Annotated in this window: 15 protein-coding genes, 1 other RNA gene and 2 pseudogenes; 11 read left to right on the plus strand and 7 right to left on the minus strand. The window is 65.8% G+C overall.

Translation table 11 applies throughout. The annotated features are described in order from the left end of the window. Positions 1-3: 3 nt before the first annotated feature. Positions 4-1,530, plus strand: a complete 1,527-nt coding sequence (locus AD428_RS02080; RefSeq protein WP_053243985.1) for a tripartite tricarboxylate transporter permease — start codon at positions 4-6, stop codon at positions 1,528-1,530. A gap of 179 nt (positions 1,531-1,709) precedes the next feature. Beyond that, positions 1,710-2,640 (plus strand): annotated as a pseudogene (locus tag AD428_RS02085) (2-hydroxyacid dehydrogenase). A 39-nt stretch (positions 2,641-2,679) separates the two neighbouring features. Here AD428_RS02085 and AD428_RS02090 read toward each other — a convergent pair. After that, positions 2,680-3,614, minus strand: a pseudogene (locus AD428_RS02090) (LysR family transcriptional regulator). A 139-nt stretch (positions 3,615-3,753) separates the two neighbouring features. Here AD428_RS02090 and AD428_RS02095 point away from each other — a divergent pair. Next, complete coding sequence (locus AD428_RS02095) at positions 3,754-4,386, plus strand: FMN-dependent NADH-azoreductase (protein WP_053243986.1); 633 nt, start codon at positions 3,754-3,756, stop codon at positions 4,384-4,386. 52 nt (positions 4,387-4,438) lie between these two features. Here AD428_RS02095 and AD428_RS02100 read toward each other — a convergent pair whose 3' ends face one another. The 4 genes from AD428_RS02100 to AD428_RS02115 form a co-directional block, all read right to left on the minus strand. Beyond that, positions 4,439-5,344, minus strand: a complete 906-nt coding sequence (locus AD428_RS02100; protein ID WP_053243987.1) for an NAD(P)-dependent oxidoreductase — start codon at positions 5,342-5,344, stop codon at positions 4,439-4,441. A gap of 71 nt (positions 5,345-5,415) precedes the next feature. Beyond that, positions 5,416-7,020 (minus strand): gamma-glutamyltransferase family protein, encoded by a 1,605-nt coding sequence (locus tag AD428_RS02105; protein ID WP_053243988.1) that lies wholly within the window; start codon positions 7,018-7,020, stop codon positions 5,416-5,418. A gap of 181 nt (positions 7,021-7,201) precedes the next feature. Next, complete coding sequence (locus AD428_RS02110; RefSeq protein WP_053243989.1) at positions 7,202-8,707, minus strand: tripartite tricarboxylate transporter permease; 1,506 nt, start codon at positions 8,705-8,707, stop codon at positions 7,202-7,204. Between the two features lie 17 nt (positions 8,708-8,724). Next, a complete protein-coding gene (locus tag AD428_RS02115) occupies positions 8,725-9,186 on the minus strand; it encodes a tripartite tricarboxylate transporter TctB family protein (RefSeq protein WP_053243990.1) in 462 nt (153 codons plus the stop codon). A gap of 586 nt (positions 9,187-9,772) precedes the next feature. On the opposite strand from AD428_RS02115, the gene AD428_RS02120 reads away from it, so the two are divergent. From AD428_RS02120 to AD428_RS02130, 4 genes are all read left to right on the plus strand, one after another. Continuing rightward, entirely contained in the window at positions 9,773-10,219 is a 447-nt protein-coding gene (locus AD428_RS02120) for a hypothetical protein (RefSeq protein ID WP_053243991.1), read from the plus strand. Beyond that, a complete protein-coding gene (locus AD428_RS02125; RefSeq protein WP_053243992.1) occupies positions 10,219-10,530 on the plus strand; it encodes a cell division protein ZapA in 312 nt (103 codons plus the stop codon). The genes AD428_RS02120 and AD428_RS02125 overlap by 1 nt, the downstream gene beginning before the upstream one ends. 48 nt (positions 10,531-10,578) lie before the next feature. Then, positions 10,579-10,763: non-coding RNA, 6S RNA (ssrS, locus tag AD428_RS24205), on the plus strand. 104 nt (positions 10,764-10,867) lie between these two features. Next, entirely contained in the window at positions 10,868-11,623 is a 756-nt protein-coding gene (locus AD428_RS02130) for an SIMPL domain-containing protein (RefSeq protein WP_053243993.1), read from the plus strand. Here AD428_RS02130 and lgt read toward each other — a convergent pair. Then, on the minus strand, positions 11,598-12,386 hold the full coding sequence (gene lgt / locus AD428_RS02135; protein WP_053243994.1) for a prolipoprotein diacylglyceryl transferase: 789 nt from the start codon (positions 12,384-12,386) through the stop codon (positions 11,598-11,600). The two genes, AD428_RS02130 and lgt, sit on opposite strands and share 26 nt — an antisense overlap. Before the next feature lie 131 nt (positions 12,387-12,517). Here lgt and ilvD point away from each other — a divergent pair, with 131 nt between their 5' ends. The 3 genes from ilvD to msrA are packed head-to-tail and all read left to right on the plus strand — an operon-like array spanning position 12,518 to position 15,128. After that, positions 12,518-14,203 carry a dihydroxy-acid dehydratase gene (gene ilvD, locus AD428_RS02140; RefSeq protein WP_053243995.1) on the plus strand — a complete coding sequence of 562 codons (1,686 nt, stop codon included), beginning with the start codon at positions 12,518-12,520 and terminating at the stop codon, positions 14,201-14,203. Then, complete coding sequence (locus AD428_RS02145) at positions 14,187-14,522, plus strand: c-type cytochrome (protein WP_053243996.1); 336 nt, start codon at positions 14,187-14,189, stop codon at positions 14,520-14,522. The genes ilvD and AD428_RS02145 overlap by 17 nt, the downstream gene beginning before the upstream one ends. 51 nt (positions 14,523-14,573) lie before the next feature. Continuing rightward, positions 14,574-15,128, plus strand: a complete 555-nt coding sequence (gene msrA / locus AD428_RS02150) for a peptide-methionine (S)-S-oxide reductase MsrA (protein WP_053243997.1) — start codon at positions 14,574-14,576, stop codon at positions 15,126-15,128. A 123-nt stretch (positions 15,129-15,251) separates the two neighbouring features. Here the strand turns inward: msrA and hppD are convergent, their stop codons facing one another. Further along, the gene (gene hppD, locus AD428_RS02155; RefSeq protein WP_053243998.1) at positions 15,252-16,364 is read right to left on the minus strand and encodes a 4-hydroxyphenylpyruvate dioxygenase; all 1,113 of its coding nucleotides are present in this window, start codon (positions 16,362-16,364) and stop codon (positions 15,252-15,254) included. A gap of 157 nt (positions 16,365-16,521) precedes the next feature. Between hppD and AD428_RS02160 the strand changes: the two genes are divergently transcribed. Next, the gene (locus AD428_RS02160; RefSeq protein ID WP_053243999.1) at positions 16,522-16,998 is read left to right on the plus strand and encodes an Lrp/AsnC family transcriptional regulator; all 477 of its coding nucleotides are present in this window, start codon (positions 16,522-16,524) and stop codon (positions 16,996-16,998) included. The last annotated feature ends 537 nt before the right edge of the window (positions 16,999-17,535 follow it).

Consider the following 17,535-nt stretch of genomic DNA (forward strand, 5'->3'; position numbering starts at 1 on the left):
GCCATGATTTCCCAATCCCTGACTGACCTCTGGTACGGCTTCGGCGTTGCCTTCCAGCTCCACAACCTGATGTGGTCGTTCTTCGGCGTGCTGGTGGGCAACCTCATCGGCGTGCTGCCCGGCATGGGCGCGCTGTCGGCCATTTCGATTCTGCTGCCGCTCACCTACGTGATGCATCCCGTGCCCGCCATTCTCATGCTGGCCGGCATCTTCTACGGCTCGCAGTACGGCGGCGCCATTGGCGCGATCCTGCTCAACCTGCCTTCGCACCCGCCGCACGCGGTGACCTGCCTGGACGGCTACCCCATGACCAAGCAGGGCAAGGGGGGCACGGCGCTGGGCATCACGATGATCTGTTCCTTCTTCGCGGCCTCGGTGGGCATCATCGTCATGATCTTCGCCTCGCCGCTGCTGGTGGAAGTGGCGTTCAAGTTCGGCCCGACGGAGATCTTCTCCATCATGCTGCTGGGCCTGCTGGCCGGGGCCACGATGTCGCGCGGCTCGCCGCTCAAGGGTGTGGCCATGACCATCTTCGGCCTCATGTGCGGCGTGGTGGGCACGGACGTCAACACGGGCACCATCCGCTTTTCGTTCGGGCTGCTCGACCTCTCCGACGGCCTGGAGCTGGTGGCCATTTCCATGGGCCTGTTCGGCGTGGCCGACTTCCTGATGAGCGTCAACCGCATGTCCATCATCGGCAGCGGCGCCAAGCTCAGCCTGCGCGACATGCGCCCGTCGCGCCAGGAACTGAAAAAAGCCTTCTGGCCCATGGTTCGCGGCACCATGGTGGGCACGGTCTTCGGCGCCATGCCCGGCACCGGCCCGACCATCACTACCTTCGTGGCCTATGCGCTGGAGCGCAAGGTGTCCAAGACGCCCGAGAAATTCGGCACCGGCATGATCGCCGGCGTGGCCGCGCCCGAGGCGTCCTCGCATTCCAAGACGCAGGTCGACTTCATTCCCACGATGAGCCTGGGCATTCCCGGCGACGCCGTAATGGCGCTGATCCTGGGCGCGCTGCTGATCCAGGGCATCCAGCCCGGTCCCCAGCTCATCACCGAGCACCCGGACATCTTCTGGGGCCTGATCGCCAGCTTCTGGGTGGGCAACGTGCTGCTCATGGTGCTCAACGTGCCGCTGATCGGCGTGTGGGTGAAACTGCTGCAGGTGCCGTACCGCTACCTGTTCCCGTCCGCGCTGTTCTTCATCGCGGTGGGCGTGTTCAGCACCCAGAACAACCTTTTCCAGATCTGGGAAGTGCTGGCCTTCGGCGTGATCGGCGCGATCCTGATGTCGCTGGATTTCTCCGTGGCGCCGATCCTGCTGGGCTTCGTGCTGGGCCCCATGGTGGAAGAGAACTTCCGCCGCGCGCTGCTGCTGTCGCGCGGCGACCTGTCGGTGTTCGTCGAGCGTCCCATCAGCGCGTGGTTCATCGCCGCCAGCGCGCTGCTCATCCTGGTGCAGGTCTGGGCCTTTGTCCGGCGCGGCCGCGGCAAGGGCAAGAAGCCCTTGGCCGTTCCGGCCGCCTGACGCGGCCGCCGCCGTGCGGCAATCGAACGGCCCGGCCCTGTGAACTGGCCCCCGAAAGTTGGACGAATCCAACCTTCGGGGGTTTTTGCATTTGATCCGCTTGCGCCGGGCCGTTTGCTTTGCGCGCCGCGATCCCTCATGCTTGCGTTTCCGTAGGCCCGAATTTTCTTCCGACGCCCATGCACATTCTTTTCGCCTGTCCGCATCACGACCCCGACGCCTGGGTTCCGCTGCTGCAAGCCGCCATGCCCGGCTGCCGCATTTCCGTCTGGAACCCCGAGGGGCCGCCCTCCGGCGCGCAGGCCGCGCTGGTCTGGCGTCCGCCGGCCGAGCTTTTCGCCCACGAAACCGGGCTGCACACGCTCTTCAATCTCGGCGCCGGCGTCGACGCGCTGCTCAAGATGCCCGAGATTCCGCCGCACGTGCGCATCGTTCGCCTCGAAGACGCGGGCATGGCGGTGCAGATGGCGGAGTACGCGCTGTATGCGCTGCTGCGCGTCGCGCGCGACTTCGAAGCCTTCGACCAGGCGCAGGCCCGGCAGCACTGGGACACGCGCGACGGCACGCGCCAGGCCGACTGGCCCGTGGGGCGTGCTGGGCCTGGGCCAAGTGGGCGCGCGCGTGGCCGCCGTGCTGGCCGATTTCGGCTATCCCGTGGCCGGTTGGGCCCGCACGCCGCGCGAGATTCCCGGCGTGGAGGTCTACGCGGGCCGCGAGGCCCTGCCGGATTTCCTGGCGCGCACCCGCTTCCTGATCAACGTGCTGCCGCTTACCCCCGACACGCAGGACATCCTCAACCGCGACACCCTCTCGCGCCTGCTGCCGGGCGCGCACCTGGTCAACGTGGGGCGCGGCGAGCATCTGGTCGAGGAAGACCTGGTCGCCATGCTGGAAGAGGGCGAGATCGCGGGCGCCACGCTGGACGTCTTCCGCACCGAGCCCCTGCCGGCCGACCATCCGTTCTGGCGCGATCCGCGCGTGCACGTCACCCCGCACATCGCCGCCCGCACCCTGCGCGACGAAAGCATCGCGCAGATCGCCGGCAAGGTGGCGGCTCTCATGCGCGGCGAAGCCATTACCGGCGTGGTGGAGCGCGGACGGGGCTATTGAACGGCCGGAGCGGGCCAGGCTTTTCGGAGCCGGCGCGTCCTAGTCTTCGTTCGCGGCGGGCAGGCGCTCCATGCGCTGGTAGGTTTCGGGCAGGCGCTGCGAAAGAAAATCGAGCAGCGTGCGCACGGCTGGCATCATGCCCCGGCGCGACGGATAGATGCAGTGCACGATGCCTTCGGGAGACTGCCATTGCGGCAGCACCTGCACGAGCTGTCCGCGCCGCAGCGCCTCGCGCGTGGCGATCGATGGCAGCAGGGCGATGCCGCGCCCGCGCACCGCGGCGGTGGTCAGCACGATGAAGTCGTTGCACGAAAGCTGGGGCTTGAGGTCCAGCACGACCTCTTCGCCCTTGTCGTTGCGCAGCGGCCAGTGCACTTCGCTCTGCGGATCGCTGAAGCTGAGCGTGATGTGCGAGGCCAGGTCCTGGGGCGTCTCGGGCGCGCCATGGCGCTGTACGTAACCCGGGCTGGCCACCAGCGTGCCGCGCGCCGTTCCCAGGCGGCGCACCACGAGTTCGGCGTCGGTATCGAGCTTGGTGCGCACCCGCAGCGCCAGGTCCACGCCTTCGCGGATGAGGTCCACGCGGCGGTTCGTCACCAGCAGCTGCACCGAAATCGCCGGCCAGGCGTCGAGAAACTCGGGCAGGATGGGCGCAGCACGTCCTGGGCAATGGAAACGGGGCAGCTGACGATCACGGGTCCGGCCGGCTCGGCCTGCAGCTGCCGCATGGCGTCTTCGGCCGCGCGTGCGGAGGCGGCCATTTCCTTGCAATACCGCAGATAGCGTTCTCCCGCCGCGGTAAGGCGCAACCGCCGGGTGGTCCGCTGCAGCAGCCTCACGCCGAGGTTTTCTTCCAGATGCGAAATCCGGCGCGACAGGCGCGACTTCGGGATGTCCAGCACCCGGGCCGCGGCGCTGAAACCGCCTTGCTCCACCACCTGGGAGAAATAATAGAGATCGTTGAGGTCTTGCATGGCTGTTCTATCAGTGGAACGAACAGTTCATCATACCCCTGTTTATGTAAATAATTCGAGGGTCTACAGTGGAGCCCATGCCTGCGCAGCCGCCGGTCCGATCGCCGGCGCCGGGCGACCGAACCTGGAGATATCCCTCATGCATACCCTCGTCATCCTGTCCTCGATTCTTGGCGAGCGCTCCCACAGCCGGAAGCTGGCCGATCACCTGGTCCTGCGCGTGAAGCAGGGCGATCCCGCCGCGCGCATTACCGTGCGCGACCTGGCGGCCGATCCCATTCCGTACTTCGACGGAGCCGCCGCGGGCGCGCTCTTCACGCCGCCGGAAACCCGCAGCGTGGAGCAGCAACGCATCGTCGAGCGCAGCGACGCGCTGGTGGCCGAGCTGATGCAGGCCGACCGTATCGTTTTCGCCGTGCCTGTCTACAACTTCAGCCTGCCTGCGCAGTTCAAGAGCTACCTCGACCAGGTGGCCCGTGCGGGAGTCACGTTCCGTTATACGCCAGAGGGCGTGCCCGAAGGGCTGGTAAAGGGCAAGGAAGTCGTCGTGCTGACGTCGCGGGGCGGCAAGGCCGCGGGCACGGCGTCCGACACGCTGACGCCGTACCTGCGCCAGATACTGGGCTTTCTGGGCATGGACAACGTGACGTTCATCGCCGCCGAAGGCATGGCGATGGGCGAGGCGTCGGTGCTGGAAGGGCTCGCCCAGGCGCGGGAACGCATCGACGCGCTCGGCCTGCACGCGCCCGTCGACGGCCTGCAGGCTGCCTGAAGCCCGGCGGCGGCCTCGCGCCGGTGCGGGGCCGGGTTTGCCGGAGCGCGGGTCAGTCGCGCAGGCGCTTGATGAGGCTGGAGGTGTCCCAGCGGCCGCCGCCCATTTTCTGCACATCGCCATAGAACTGGTCGACCAGGGCCGTCAGGGGCAGGCGCGCGCCGTTGTTGCGGGCCTCGGCCAGCACCAGCCCCAGGTCTTTGCGCATCCAGTCCACGGCAAAGCCGAAGTCGAACTTGTCGTCGACCATCGTGCCGCCGCGGTTCTCCATTTGCCAGCTCTGCGCCGCGCCCTTGCTGATGACATCGAGCACCAGCTTCATGTCGAGTCCGGCGGCCTGGCCGAACGCAATGGCTTCCGACAAGCCCTGCACGATGCCCGCGATGCAGATCTGGTTGACCATCTTGGCGAGCTGGCCTGCGCCCGGCGCGCCCACCAGCGTGACCGCCCGGCCGAACGCCTCGGCCACCGGCTTGATGGCGTCGAACACCGCCTGCTCGCCGCCGCACATGATGGTCAGCACGCCGTTGACCGCGCCCGCCTGGCCCCCGGAAACGGGGGCATCCACGAAGTTGAGCCCCAGTTCCTTGGCCTTGGCGTACAGTTCGCGCGCCACGTCGGCCGAGGCCGTGGTGTGATCGACGAACACCGCGCCCGGGGCCATGCCCGCAAACGCGCCATCCGCGCCCAGCACCACGCTGCGCAGGTCGTCGTCGTTGCCCACGCAGGCGAACACGATTTGCGCGCCGGCCGCTGCCTCGCGCGGGGTGGGGGCGCTGCGCCCGCCGAATTCCTCGACCCAGGCCCGCGCTTTTCCAGGGCTGCGGTTGTAGACGGTCACGTCGTGCCCGGCGCGCGCCAGGTGGCCGGCCATGGGCAGCCCCATGACGCCCAGGCCCAGGAAGGCGACTTTCCGGGCCACGGTGGGTTCGTAGTTCTTGGTGCCGATCGATGCCATGCAGAAGGCTCCGCTTGATATGGGATGGTGAGAAAAGGCCGTAGGGCGAACAGCCCCTAACCTTAACGCAATCAAAAGCCCGCGGCGAGTCCGTCGCGGCGGCTGTCGCTGGCGCTCACGTAGCCGTCCACGGCGGGATCCCCCAGGCGCCAGATGAACTGGCCCGAGCCGAAATCCATATACGGATCGTCCATGCCTTCGAGCACGTGCCCGCGCACCCGCAAGCCCTGTGCCGCCTGGGCGGAAAGCGCCGGCTCCACGTCCACCGCCAGCCCGTGATTCCACTTCCACCGCGGCGCGTCGCAGGCGGCCTGGGGCTGCTGGCCGTAATCGAGCATGCGCACGAGCGCCTGCACCTGGCCTTGCGGCTGCATGTTGCCGCCCATGACGCCGAAGCTCATGAGCGGCGCGCCGTCGCGCATGAGAAACGCCGGAATGATGGTGTGGAAAGGCCGCTTGCCGCCCGCCACCACGTTGGGATGCGACGGTTCGGTGCTGAAGCCGCATCCGCGGTTCTGCAGGCTGACGCCCGTGCCCGGCACCACCACGCCCGACCCGAAGCCCATGTAGTTGGATTGGATGAAGCTCACCATCATGCCGCAGCGGTCCGCCGTCGTGAGATACACCGTGCCGCCTTGGGGCGCATGGCCGGCGGCGAAGTCCTGGGCGCGGTCCAGGTCGATGAGGCGGGCCCGCTGCGCCAGATAGGCGGGGTCCAGCATCTGCGCGGGCGTGACGCGCATGTGGCGCGCGTCGGCCACCTGGGCGTACACGTCGGCGAAGGCCAGCTTCACGGCTTCAATGAGGATGTGCTGGGTCTGGGGATGGTCGACGGGCCGCGACGCCAGGTCGAAGTGCTGCAGGATGCCCAGGGCGATCAGCGCCGCGATGCCCTGGCCGTTGGGGGGGATCTGGTGCACGGTGTGGCCGCGGTAGGCCATGCCGATGGGCTCGACCCACTGCGGCGCATAGTCGCCCAGGTCCGCCAGCGTGAGCGCGGCATCGTGCGCCTGGGCGTGAGCCACCAGCTTGTGCGCGGTTTCGCCCTCGTAGAAATCGCGGCCGGTGGTGGCGGCGATGCGCTTGAGCGTGTCGGCGGCGCCGCGCAGCACGAAGTGTTCGCCCACCTGCGGCGCGCGCCCGCGCGGCAGGAAGTGTTCGGCGAAGCCCGGCTGGGGCTGCAGCAGGTCGGCCTGCGCGGCCCACTTCCGCTGCACCACGGGACTTACCGCAAAGCCGCGTTCGGCATACTCGATGGCCGGCGCCAGGATGTCGGCAAACGCGAGCCGGCCCAGTTTTTCGTGCAACGCCGCCCAGCCTGCCACGCAGCCGGGCACCGTCACGCTGTCCCAGCCGCGCATGGGGATCCGCCCCTGGTGCTTGCGGCGGAAATAATCGGGGTTCCAGGCCGTGGGGGCGGTGCCGGAGGCGTTGAGCCCGTGCAGGCGGGAGCCGTCCCAGACGATGGCAAAGCAGTCCGAGCCCAGGCCGTTGCTGACCGGCTCGGTCAGCGCCAGCGTGGCCGCCGCGGCGATGGCCGCGTCCACGGCGTTTCCGCCCTGGGACAGGATGCGCAGTCCGGCCTGAGCGGCCAGGGGCTGCGAGGTTGCGACGATGTTGCGGGCAAATACTGGAATCCGCGTCGTGAGATAGGGGTTGCTCCAGTCGAAATTCATGGCGAACGATCGCTTGGGGGTAAACCCGTAGCTTAACGTAGAAGTCCGCCGGGGTTGCACATTTTGTAGCGCATTGTTTTTATTGGAAATTTGTGACGATGGCGCAAAAAGAAACCCCGGGGCGGGCCCCGGGGTTCCAGATCGCGTGGGACCGCCCGCGGGGCGGTCCGGAGCACGCGGATCAGTCTTCCTCGACGAAGGTTTCTTCGCGCTTCTTGCGGATGGCGGGCAGCGCCACCAGCACCACCAGGAACACCGCGATCGCCAGCAGGGTGGCCGACAGCGGGCGCGTCACGAAGGTGGAGAAGTCGCCGCGCGACAGCAGCAGGGCGCGACGGAAGTTTTCTTCCATCATGGGGCCCAGCACCAGGCCCAGCAGCAGCGGGGCGCCTTCGCACTTCAGCTTGGCCCACAGGTAGCCCACGATGCCGAAGATGGCGGTGGTGAAGATGTCGAACGAGTTGTAGTTCAGCGAATACACGCCGATCGTGCAGAACACCAGGATCGCCGGGAACAGGATGCGGTAGGGCACTTTCAGCAGCTTGACCCACAGGCCGATCAGCGGCAGGTTCAGCACCACCAGCATCAGGTTGCCGATCCACATGGAGGCGATCAGGCCCCAGAACAGCTCGGGGTGGCTGGTCATGACCTGCGGGCCGGGCTGGATGTTGTGGATGGTCATCGCGCCGACCATCAGGGCCATCACGGCGTTGCCCGGGATACCCAGGGTCAGCAGCGGGATGAACGAGGTCTGCGCGGCGGCGTTGTTGGCCGACTCGGGGCCGGCCAGGCCCGCGGGGTGGCCCTTGCCGAAGCGCTCCGGATTCTTGGAGATCTTCTTTTCCAGCGTATAGGAGGCGAACGAGGACAGCACCGCGCCGCCGCCCGGCAGGATGCCCAGCGCCGAACCCAGCGCCGTGCCGCGGACCACGGCCGGGGCCGCTTCCTTGAATTCCTGCTTGTTGGGGTACAGCGAGCCGATCTTGTCGGTGATGTCGACGCGGTTTTCCTTCTGCTCGAGGTTGGTCATGATTTCGGCGAAGCCGAACACGCCCATGGCCACGATGGCGAAGTCGATGCCGTCCTGCAGCTCGGGGATGCCGAAGTCATAGCGCGCCACGCCCGAGTTCACGTCGGTGCCCACCATGCCCAGCAGCAGGCCGAGGATGATCATCGCGATGGCCTTGGGCAGCGAGCCCGAAGCCAGCACCACGGCGCCCACCAGGCCCAGGCACATCAGCGAGAAGTATTCCGCAGGGCCGAACTTGAAGGCGACCTCGGCCAGCGGGGGCGCGAAGGCGGCCAGCAGCAGGGTGGCCACGCAGCCGGCGAAGAACGAACCCAGCGCGGCGATGGCCAGCGCGGCGCCCGCGCGTCCGTTGCGCGCCATCTGGTGCCCGTCCAGCACCGTCACCACGGCGGACGTTTCGCCCGGAAGCGCGACCAGGATGGCCGTGGTCGAGCCGCCATACTGCGCGCCGTAGTAGATGCCCGCCAGCATGATCAGGCCGGCCACCGGAGGCAGCACGTACGTGATCGGCAGCAGCATCGCGATGGTGGGAACCGGGCCGATGCCCGGCAGCACGCCGATCAGCGTGCCCAGAATGCAGCCCAGCAGGGCGTAGGCGAGGTTCTCGGGCGTGAACGCCACCGAGAAACCCATCATCAGGTGATCCAGCAATTCCATGACCGGTAGCTCCTTACTTAATTACCCAGAAACGACGGCCACAGCGGGAAGATGAGTCCCAGACCCTTGATGAACGCCAGATAGGTGAACACGACGAGGAAGATGCCGTTGGCGACAGCGACCTTGAGGTTGAACTCATGGCTGGCCATGCTGCAGATGACCACCAGCAGGAAGACCGAGATGTATACGCCCAGGAACTTCAGCACCAGGCCGTAGAAGATCACGGATCCGACGATGAGAAATACGATGCGCCAGTCGAACTTGTCGACATGCGTGTCTTCCGCGTTCTTGGAAAGCGAGCCCAGCAGGACGATCGCCCCCAGCAGCGCGAGCACCAGGCCCAGCCAGAAAGGAAAGTATCCCGGACCCATGCGGGCCGCGGTGCCCATTTGATAGCTCGTTGCGCCCCAGGCGAATCCCAGTCCGAGGGCGATGAACATCACCCCCGACCAGAAATCCTGTCGATTTCGTAGCTGCATGATTGGTTGGCTCCTGTTTACAGCATGTAGATGAAAAAACGGGTGGCGCTGCCGGGATGCCGAAAGACAAATGACAGGCACAAAAAAGGCACTTGGGCGTGCCATGAATTCTTATGAAAGCGAAGGCCGGGCTTCTTGAAAGGCCGAATGGTAATGGAGCGTCGGCATGCTGCAAACCCTGTAAGCTGTGTGAAAGCTTGGGGTTTTCCCTAAAATACGGGAACTCCTGACCCCCAAATGTTACGGGGCGGCCAGATTGAGGGCTATTTGAAAGCTAAGTGAAAGTTAGGCGAAAGAAAAGCGAAAGCGGCTGTGGCGGTTTCGGCGCGGCCGGCGGTTGCGGCGGTGCGGGCATGTTCGTTGCCGGCGCGCGCGGACGGGACCGCACGCTTTGGTTTTGTCCATCCGCCGCAAGGATGAATCCCTGGTTCCAACAGGACTTTTCCAGTGCGGCCGGAATCGGTTAACGTTCGCGCCGCGCGATAGCCCGCAGTAATCCCAGAGACATTTCCTACTGAATATTGCCGGGTTTCTCACCTTGCGTGAAGAGGCCCGATCAGGTTCAGGATGGTTTACGATAGCGCCCATGCTGCAAGACCTAGACCAACTCGCCGCCCGGATCGGGCAACTGGTGCAACGCACCCGGCAACTCCACGCCGAGCGTGACGCGTTGCGCGCACGCGTGAATGACTTCGAAGCGGAACAGCGCACGCTCAAGCAGCGGGCCGCCGAGCGCGAAGCCGAAATCACCGAGCTGCAAGCGAAGCTGCGCGATCACGACGGCGCCGTCAGCGCCATGCTGGAGCAGGCGCAGCAGGTCGAGTCTTCCCTGCGCGAGCAGCTCGCGCGTGAAATCTCCGAGCGCCAGTCGCTGGAAGCCCGCTACGCCGCCCGCGAGAGCGAGCTGCAAGGCAGCCTGCAGAGCCGCGACACCGAATTGCAGCGGCTGCGCGTGGCGGCCGCCTCGGCCCGCGAGCGCATCGACGCCGTGCTGGCCCGCCTGCCGGGCGCGCCGTCTGGAGAGCAACACTGATGGAACGCATAGATGTCACCATACTCGGGCGCGATTATTCGCTGGCCTGCTCGCCCGAGGAAAAACCCACGCTGCTGGCCGCGGTCCGGCACGTAGACCAGCTCATGCTGCGCATCCAGGGCACGGGCAAGGTGTCGAGCAACGAACGCATCGCCGTCATGGCCGCCCTGCAGATCGCGGGCGAGCTGCTGGCCATGAAGGCGCCCGACGGCCCGCTGGGCGGTTTGGCGGTCGGCGACTTCAAGCGTAGAATCGAGGACATGAACGCAGTACTCGATGACGCCTTGTCGGGTCAGGAAAAGCTGCTGTAGCCGCCGCGGGCGGCGCGGCGCAGTACCGTTCCACGCAGTATTTTCAGTTTGTCCCTGCCGTGTTCGTGACTTGGCCATACATTCTCTGAACCTATGTCTTATGGCATATTGGTTGCGGGAGTGCAGAGCGGGCGCGATCGTCTCCCGTAGACGAACCCGAAGCTCTACGGAACGCGACCACCTTGAACCTCACGGTTCGAGATGCCGGCCTAGACGGCACAGGTGGGGCATCTTTCCTGGCGGACCTGCCATGGCGCAGGTCCGCTCCGGATCCCTCCCCGGACGTTCCCAGACGTTTTTTCCTTCCCTTCCTTGTCCTCGCTTCCAGGACCCGTCCATGCTCAAGAATCCACTCTCCTCGCTGACCCGTCTCGGCGCGGCGTGCGCGGCCGTGGCCGCCATCGGCGCGGCCCAGCCCGCTTTCGCGCAGGCGCAAGACAACCCGGCCGCCGAGGCGCCGGCCAGCCGCGCACCTGAAATGACGCTGCAGGCCATGGCCTCCTCCGAAGTCAAGCAGGACACCGTCCGCATCACGCTGTCCGCGGAAGTGGATGCGCCCGACCAGCCCGCGGCCGGCAAGAAGCTCACCGCCGCCCTGGACGACGTCGCCAAGCGCGCGCGGGAAACCAAGGGCGTCGACGTGCGCACGGGCGGTTTCCACGTCTGGCCCAATACCAATAACAAGGGCAAGATCAGCTCCTGGCGCGGCCAGGGAGAGATCATTCTCGAATCCAAGGATTTCGATGCCGCGGCCGCGTTGGCGTCCAGGCTGTCCGACAAGACGGCCATCAGCAACATCAGCTTCTCGCTGTCGCGCGCCGCGCGCGAGGCCGAAGAGCGCAAGCTGCTCAAGGAAGCCGCCCAGGCTTTCAAGGAGCGCGCCCTGGCGGCCGCCAACGCGTTCGGATTCACGGGCTACCGCCTGAGCAAGCTCGAGCTCGGCGGTTCGGGCGGCGCGGCGCCCATGCCGCGCATGATGGCCACCCAGGCCATGGCCAAGGACGCCGGCGGCGCCTACAGCCCGGACGTTCCCCTCGATGCGGGCAACGTCACGGTGAGCGTGGCCGTCAATGGGACGATCGTTTTGCAGTAAACACGAAGAGCACGGCGCCCAGCGCCACCATGGGCAGGGACAGCCACTGGCCCATGCTCAACCCGCCCGCGAGCAGGCCCAGGAAATTGTCCGGCTCGCGGGTGAACTCCACCAGGAAGCGGAAGGTTCCGTAGCCGATCAGGAACAGCGCGCTCACCTGTCCCAGCGGGCGCGGCTTGCTGGAAAACCACCACATCAGCGCGAAGAGCACGATGCCTTCCAGCCCCAGCTCGTAGAGCTGCGACGGATGGCGCGGCAGGCCGTCGCCGCTTTGCGGGAACACCATGGCCCACGGCACATTGCCGGGCCGGCCCCACAGCTCGCCGTTGATGAAATTGCCCAGGCGGCCGAAACCCAGCCCCAGCGGGATCAGCGGCGCGATGAAATCGCTCACCGCGAAAAAAGGCAGCGACTTCTTGCGCGCGAACAGCAACATCACAAGGATCACGCCGATCAGGCCGCCGTGGAACGACATGCCGCCTTCCCAGAGATACAGGACCTCCAGCGGGTGCGCCATGTAGTAGTCGGGCTTGTAGAACAGGACATAGCCCAGCCGTCCGCCGAGCACCACCCCCAGCACGCTGTAGAAGATCAGGTCTTCGAGATCGCGCGCGGTCAGCGGCGTGGCGTGCCCATGCACGATCCGCCGGCGGCCCAGCAGATAAACGAGGGCGAAGCCAACCAGGTACATCAGGCCGTACCAATGAATGGCCAGAGGCCCGATGCGCAGGGCCACGGGGTCGAATTGGGGATATTGCAGCATGTTCCGCCCGGCAGAAAAAAGTTGAATGATAATAACCGGCAAGCCGCGAAGACCCGCGCCCCGAGAGCCGGCCCGCCCGCCGGCCCCCGTCTGCCGCATCTGAGCCCCGAAGGCCGACAGGAGACCAGACCATGCCGAACAACGAACGTTCCCGCCATGTCACCCAGGGGGTCGAGCGCGCGCCCAACCGCGCCATGTATTACGCCCTGGGATACCAGGAAGCCGATTTCGAAAACCCGATGATCGGCGTGGCCAATGGCCATTCCACCATCACCCCCTGCAACAGCGGGCTGCAGCGTCTGGCAGACGCGGCGATCGCCGCCATCCGCCAGGCGCGGGCCAATCCCCAGGTCTTCGGCACGCCCACCGTTTCCGACGGCATGTCCATGGGCACCGAAGGCATGAAATACTCCCTCGTCTCGCGCGAGGTCATCGCCGACTGTATCGAAACCGCCGCCCAGGGCCAGTGGATGGACGGCGTGGTCGTCATCGGCGGCTGCGACAAGAACATGCCGGGCGGCATGATCGCGCTCGCGCGCATGAACGTGCCGGGCATCTACGTCTATGGCGGCACCATTAAGCCGGGGCGCTACAAGGGCCAGGACCTCACCATCGTGTCGGTGTTCGAGGCCGTGGGCGAATACACCATGGGCCGCATGGACGAAGCGGATTTCAGGCAGATAGAGCGCTGCGCCATTCCGGGTTCGGGTTCCTGTGGCGGCATGTACACGGCCAACACCATGAGTTCCGCCTTCGAGGCGCTGGGCATGAGCCTGCCGTATTCGAGCACCATGGCCAACGAGGACGAAGAAAAGGTCGCCTCGGCGGCGGAATCGGCGCGCGTGCTGGTCGAGGCCGTGCGGCGCAACCTGCGGCCGCGCGACATCATCACCCGTGAATCCATCGAAAACGCGGTGTCGGTCATCATGGCCACCGGCGGCTCGACCAATGCGGTGCTGCACTTCTTGGCCATTGCCCACGCGGCCGAAGTCGAATGGACCATCGACGATTTCGAGCGCATCCGCCAGCGCGTGCCCGTGATCTGCGACCTCAAGCCCTCGGGGCGCTACGTCGCCACCGACCTGCATCGCGCGGGCGGCATTCCCCAGGTCATGAAGCTGCTGCTCGACGCGGGCCTGCTGCACGGCGACTGCATCACCATCACCGGCAAGACCATCGCCGAAACGCTTGCCGGCGTGCCGTCGTCGCCCCGCGCCGGGCAGGACGTGATCCGCCCCATCGACCAGGCCCTGTATCCGCAGGGGCACCTGGCCATCCTCAAGGGCAATCTTTCGCCTGAAGGCTGCGTGGCCAAGATCACGGGCCTGAAGAATCCCGTCATCACCGGACCGGCGCGGGTCTTCGATTCCGAAGACGAGGCCATGAAAGCCATCATGGCGCGCCGGATCGTCGCCGGCGACGTGGTGGTCATCCGCTACGAGGGCCCCAAGGGCGGTCCCGGCATGCGTGAAATGCTGGCACCCACCTCGGCGCTGGTGGGGCAGGGGCTGGGCGAAAGCGTGGGCCTCATCACCGACGGTCGTTTTTCGGGCGGCACCTGGGGCATGGTCGTCGGCCACGTGGCGCCGGAAGCCTTCGTGGGCGGCCCCATCGCGCTGATACGGGAGGGCGATTCGGTTACCATCGATGCCCACAAGCTGCTGCTGCAGCTCAACATCAGCGACGAAGAAATGGCGGTTCGTCGCCAGGCCTGGGTTCCGCCCAAGCCGCGTTATACACGCGGTGTGCTTGCCAAGTTCGGCAGGCTCGCCAGCACCGCGAGCCGTGGGGCAGTAACCGATGCGTTTGAGAGCTAGTTTTTGGGGGATTTTGCTGTGCATGGCGGCAACGGGCGCGGCTCATGCCCAGACCACCGGCCCGGACCTGGCCAAGCGCAAAGCCTGTATGGCTTGCCATCAGGTGGACGTAAAGCGGGTGGGGCCGCCGCTGCGCAGCGTGGCCGAACGCTATGCGGGCCAGGGCGACGCCATGGTGGAGTATCTTGCCGGCAAGATCCGCGGCGGCGGGCGGGGTGCCTGGGGCGCCGTGCCCATGCCGGCGCAGACGCAAGTCAGCCCCGACGACGCTCATCGCCTGGCCGAGTGGATTCTCTCTCTCGCGCCCGCGAAACCCTGATCCCGGCCCGGCTCCGGCCTGAAGCGGCCATTCATCGAAAAGGAAATCATCATGGCGGAACAAGCAACCCCGGGTCGTGAGGTCGCCGTCCTGGGCGGCGGCTGCTTCTGGTGCGTGGAAGCGGTCTTCAAGGACCTGAAAGGGGTCGTCAGCGTGTTGCCCGGCTATGCCGGCGGACACGTGGACAACCCCACCTACGAGCAGGTGTGCGGCAAAGACACCGGCCATATCGAAGTCGCGCGGATCGAGTTCGATCCTGCCGTGCTGTCCTACGGCGACCTGCTGCGCGTCTTCTTCGCCACGCACGACCCCACCACGCCGGGCCGCCAGGGCAACGACGTCGGTCCGCAGTACGAATCCGCCATCTTCTGGCAGAGCGACGCGCAGCGCGACCAGGCGCAGGCCGTCATCGCCGAGGTCGAGGCGCAGAAAATCTACGACGCGCCCATCGTCACCAGGCTGTTGCCGCCGGCCACCTTCTGGCCTGCCGAAGACTACCACCGCGACTACTTCGCGCTGCATCCCGAACAGGGCTACTGCCAGTTCGTCATCGCGCCCAAGGTGGCGAAGTTCCGCAAGCAGTTCCAGGACCGCCTGAGCCGCTGAGCCTGCCGCCGCACCGGCCGGCTTGCTTGCGGTTCTCCATGGCAAAAAAACCTCGCCGGGCAGGCGAGGTTTCAAGGGCCGGCGCCGGCTCATGCAGGAGGCCGGCGCTGCCAGGGGAAGTTCTTACTCGACCGCCTTGAGCACGCCGCGGCGCATCTGGTCCAGTTCGATCGACTCGAACAGGGCCTTGAAGTTGCCCTCGCCGAAACCGTCGTTGCCCTTGCGCTGGATGATCTCGAAGAAGATGGGGCCGATCTGGTTCTCGGTGAAGATCTGCAGCAGCAGGCCGCCGTCGGGGGCGCCGTCCAGCAGGATGCGGTTCTTCTGCAGACGGCCCACATCCTCGCCGTGGCCGGGCAGGCGGCGGTCCAGCAGTTCGTAATAGGTGTCCGGCGTGTCCAGGAACGCCACGCCGTTGGCGCGCAGCGCTTCCACCGTGGCATAGATGTCGTCGGTCGCCATGGCGATATGCTGGATGCCTTCGCCACGGTACAGGTCCAGGTATTCCTGGATCTGGCCCTTCTCGTCCGTGCCTTCCTCGTTGATCGGGATGCGGATGTTGCCGCAGGGCGAGGTCATGGCCTTGGACTTCACGCCGGTGACCTTGCCTTCGATGTCGAAATAGCGCACTTCGCGGAAGTTGAACAGGCGCTCATAGAACTCCGCCCATTCCGCCATGCGGCCCTTGTGCACGTTGTGGGTCAGGTGGTCGACCAGGGTCAGTCCCGCGCCGCGGTGCGTCAGGTCGGACTTGGCGTTGGCCGGATCCAGCGGCACGAAATCCACGTCATAGATGCTGATGTCGCCGATGCCGCCATGGCCTTCCTTGCCTTTCCAGCGATCCACCAGGTAGATCAGCGAATCGCCGATCCCCTTGATGGCGGGAATGTTCAGTTCCATGGGGCCGCTGTGCGAATCGAAGCCCCAGGCGCCCAGTTCCAGCGCGCGCTTGTACGCCGCGTTGGCATCCTGCACCCGGAACGCAATGGCACAGATCGATGGACCGTGCAGGCGCGCGAACCGCTGCGCGAAAGAATCGGGCTCCGCATTGATCAGGAAATTCACGCCGCCCTGGCGGTACAGGGTCACGTCCTTGTGGCGGTGGCGCGCGATGGCTTTGAAGCCCAGCGTTTCAAAAACCTTGCGCAACGCCGCGGGGTCCGGCGCGGCGTATTCAATGAATTCAAACCCGGCGGTGCCCATCGGGTTGTCCCAGGGCTGGAAGGCGCTGCTCATTGTCTGCTCCCTTGCATCGTTGTTCGAAGACGCCTCGGCGTCCTGTCTGAGGAAGAGATTGTAGGAAGGAAACCCAGGCAGACAATTGCAAAGATGGCGCAAAACTGTGGTGTTTGAGCAATAATATTGCCGAAATATACCTATTGGAGGCAAGAATATGTCTGACATAGAGCTCGATCGGACAGATCTCCGGATACTGGCCGAATTGCAGCGCGACGGGCGCCTGAGCAACCAGGAGCTCGCCGATCGCGTGTCCCTGTCCCCCAGTCCCTGCCTGCGCCGGGTCAGGCGTCTGGAAGAAAAAGGGTTCATCAAGAAATACGTGGCGCTCATCGACGCCGAAAAGGTCGGGCTGGGCCTGCTGGCCTACGTGAACATCCGCCTCAACAAGACCAGCGGATCCAGCCACGCGCCCATGAACGACTTCGCCCGCGACGTGCAACTCTGGCCCGAAGTGGTGGAGTGCTACGCCATGTCGGGCGACATGGATTACCTGCTGCGCATCCAGGTCGCCGACCTGGCGCATTTTTCCCGCTTCGCCATGGACACCCTCATGCGCCACCCCGCCGTCGTGGATATGCGCTCCTTCTTCGCCCTGCAGCAGATCAAGGAAACCACGGAACTGCGGCTGTAGGGGCCGGTCCGTCAGGCGCTTTCAGGCATCTCCCTGTGGAGCAGGGGAGGCGGTGGCATATATATAGGGGGTAGGGGGCTATATAAGTTAAGTAAGATGGGGGGCAGGCTACGGCGGGCAGGCGGCGCCAGTGCGGCATGGACTTTTTGATCTTTTCGCCCGCCTCGCCACACACGCAAAAAATCTGTGCTATAGTCTCGCTCCCTTGCCGCTGGGCCCGGAAATTGAAGCGGGGCGGTGCGGCAGGGCAAGGCAAGGCGCGGGGTTCTGCGGTGCGGGGGGCCACGTGATTTTTGCAAGGCAGTGCGCGATTCAGGCAGAAGTCGGTTGCGTGGTTTGCAAAAGTTATGCTATAGTCTTGGGCTTGGCTGGTGACGCAGCGTCAGGGTTTACCCGGATGGGTGGTCTGGAATGCGTTGGTGGCCGACCGAGCGGTAATGCAATGGCTGGCGATGCGTGTGAGTCCGATGGGGCCGACGGTTGCGGGTTGCGGGAAGCGGTGTGATCGGCGATGTGTTGGTTGCACGGACTGCAAAA

The organism is Achromobacter sp. DMS1 (genome assembly GCF_001270295.1).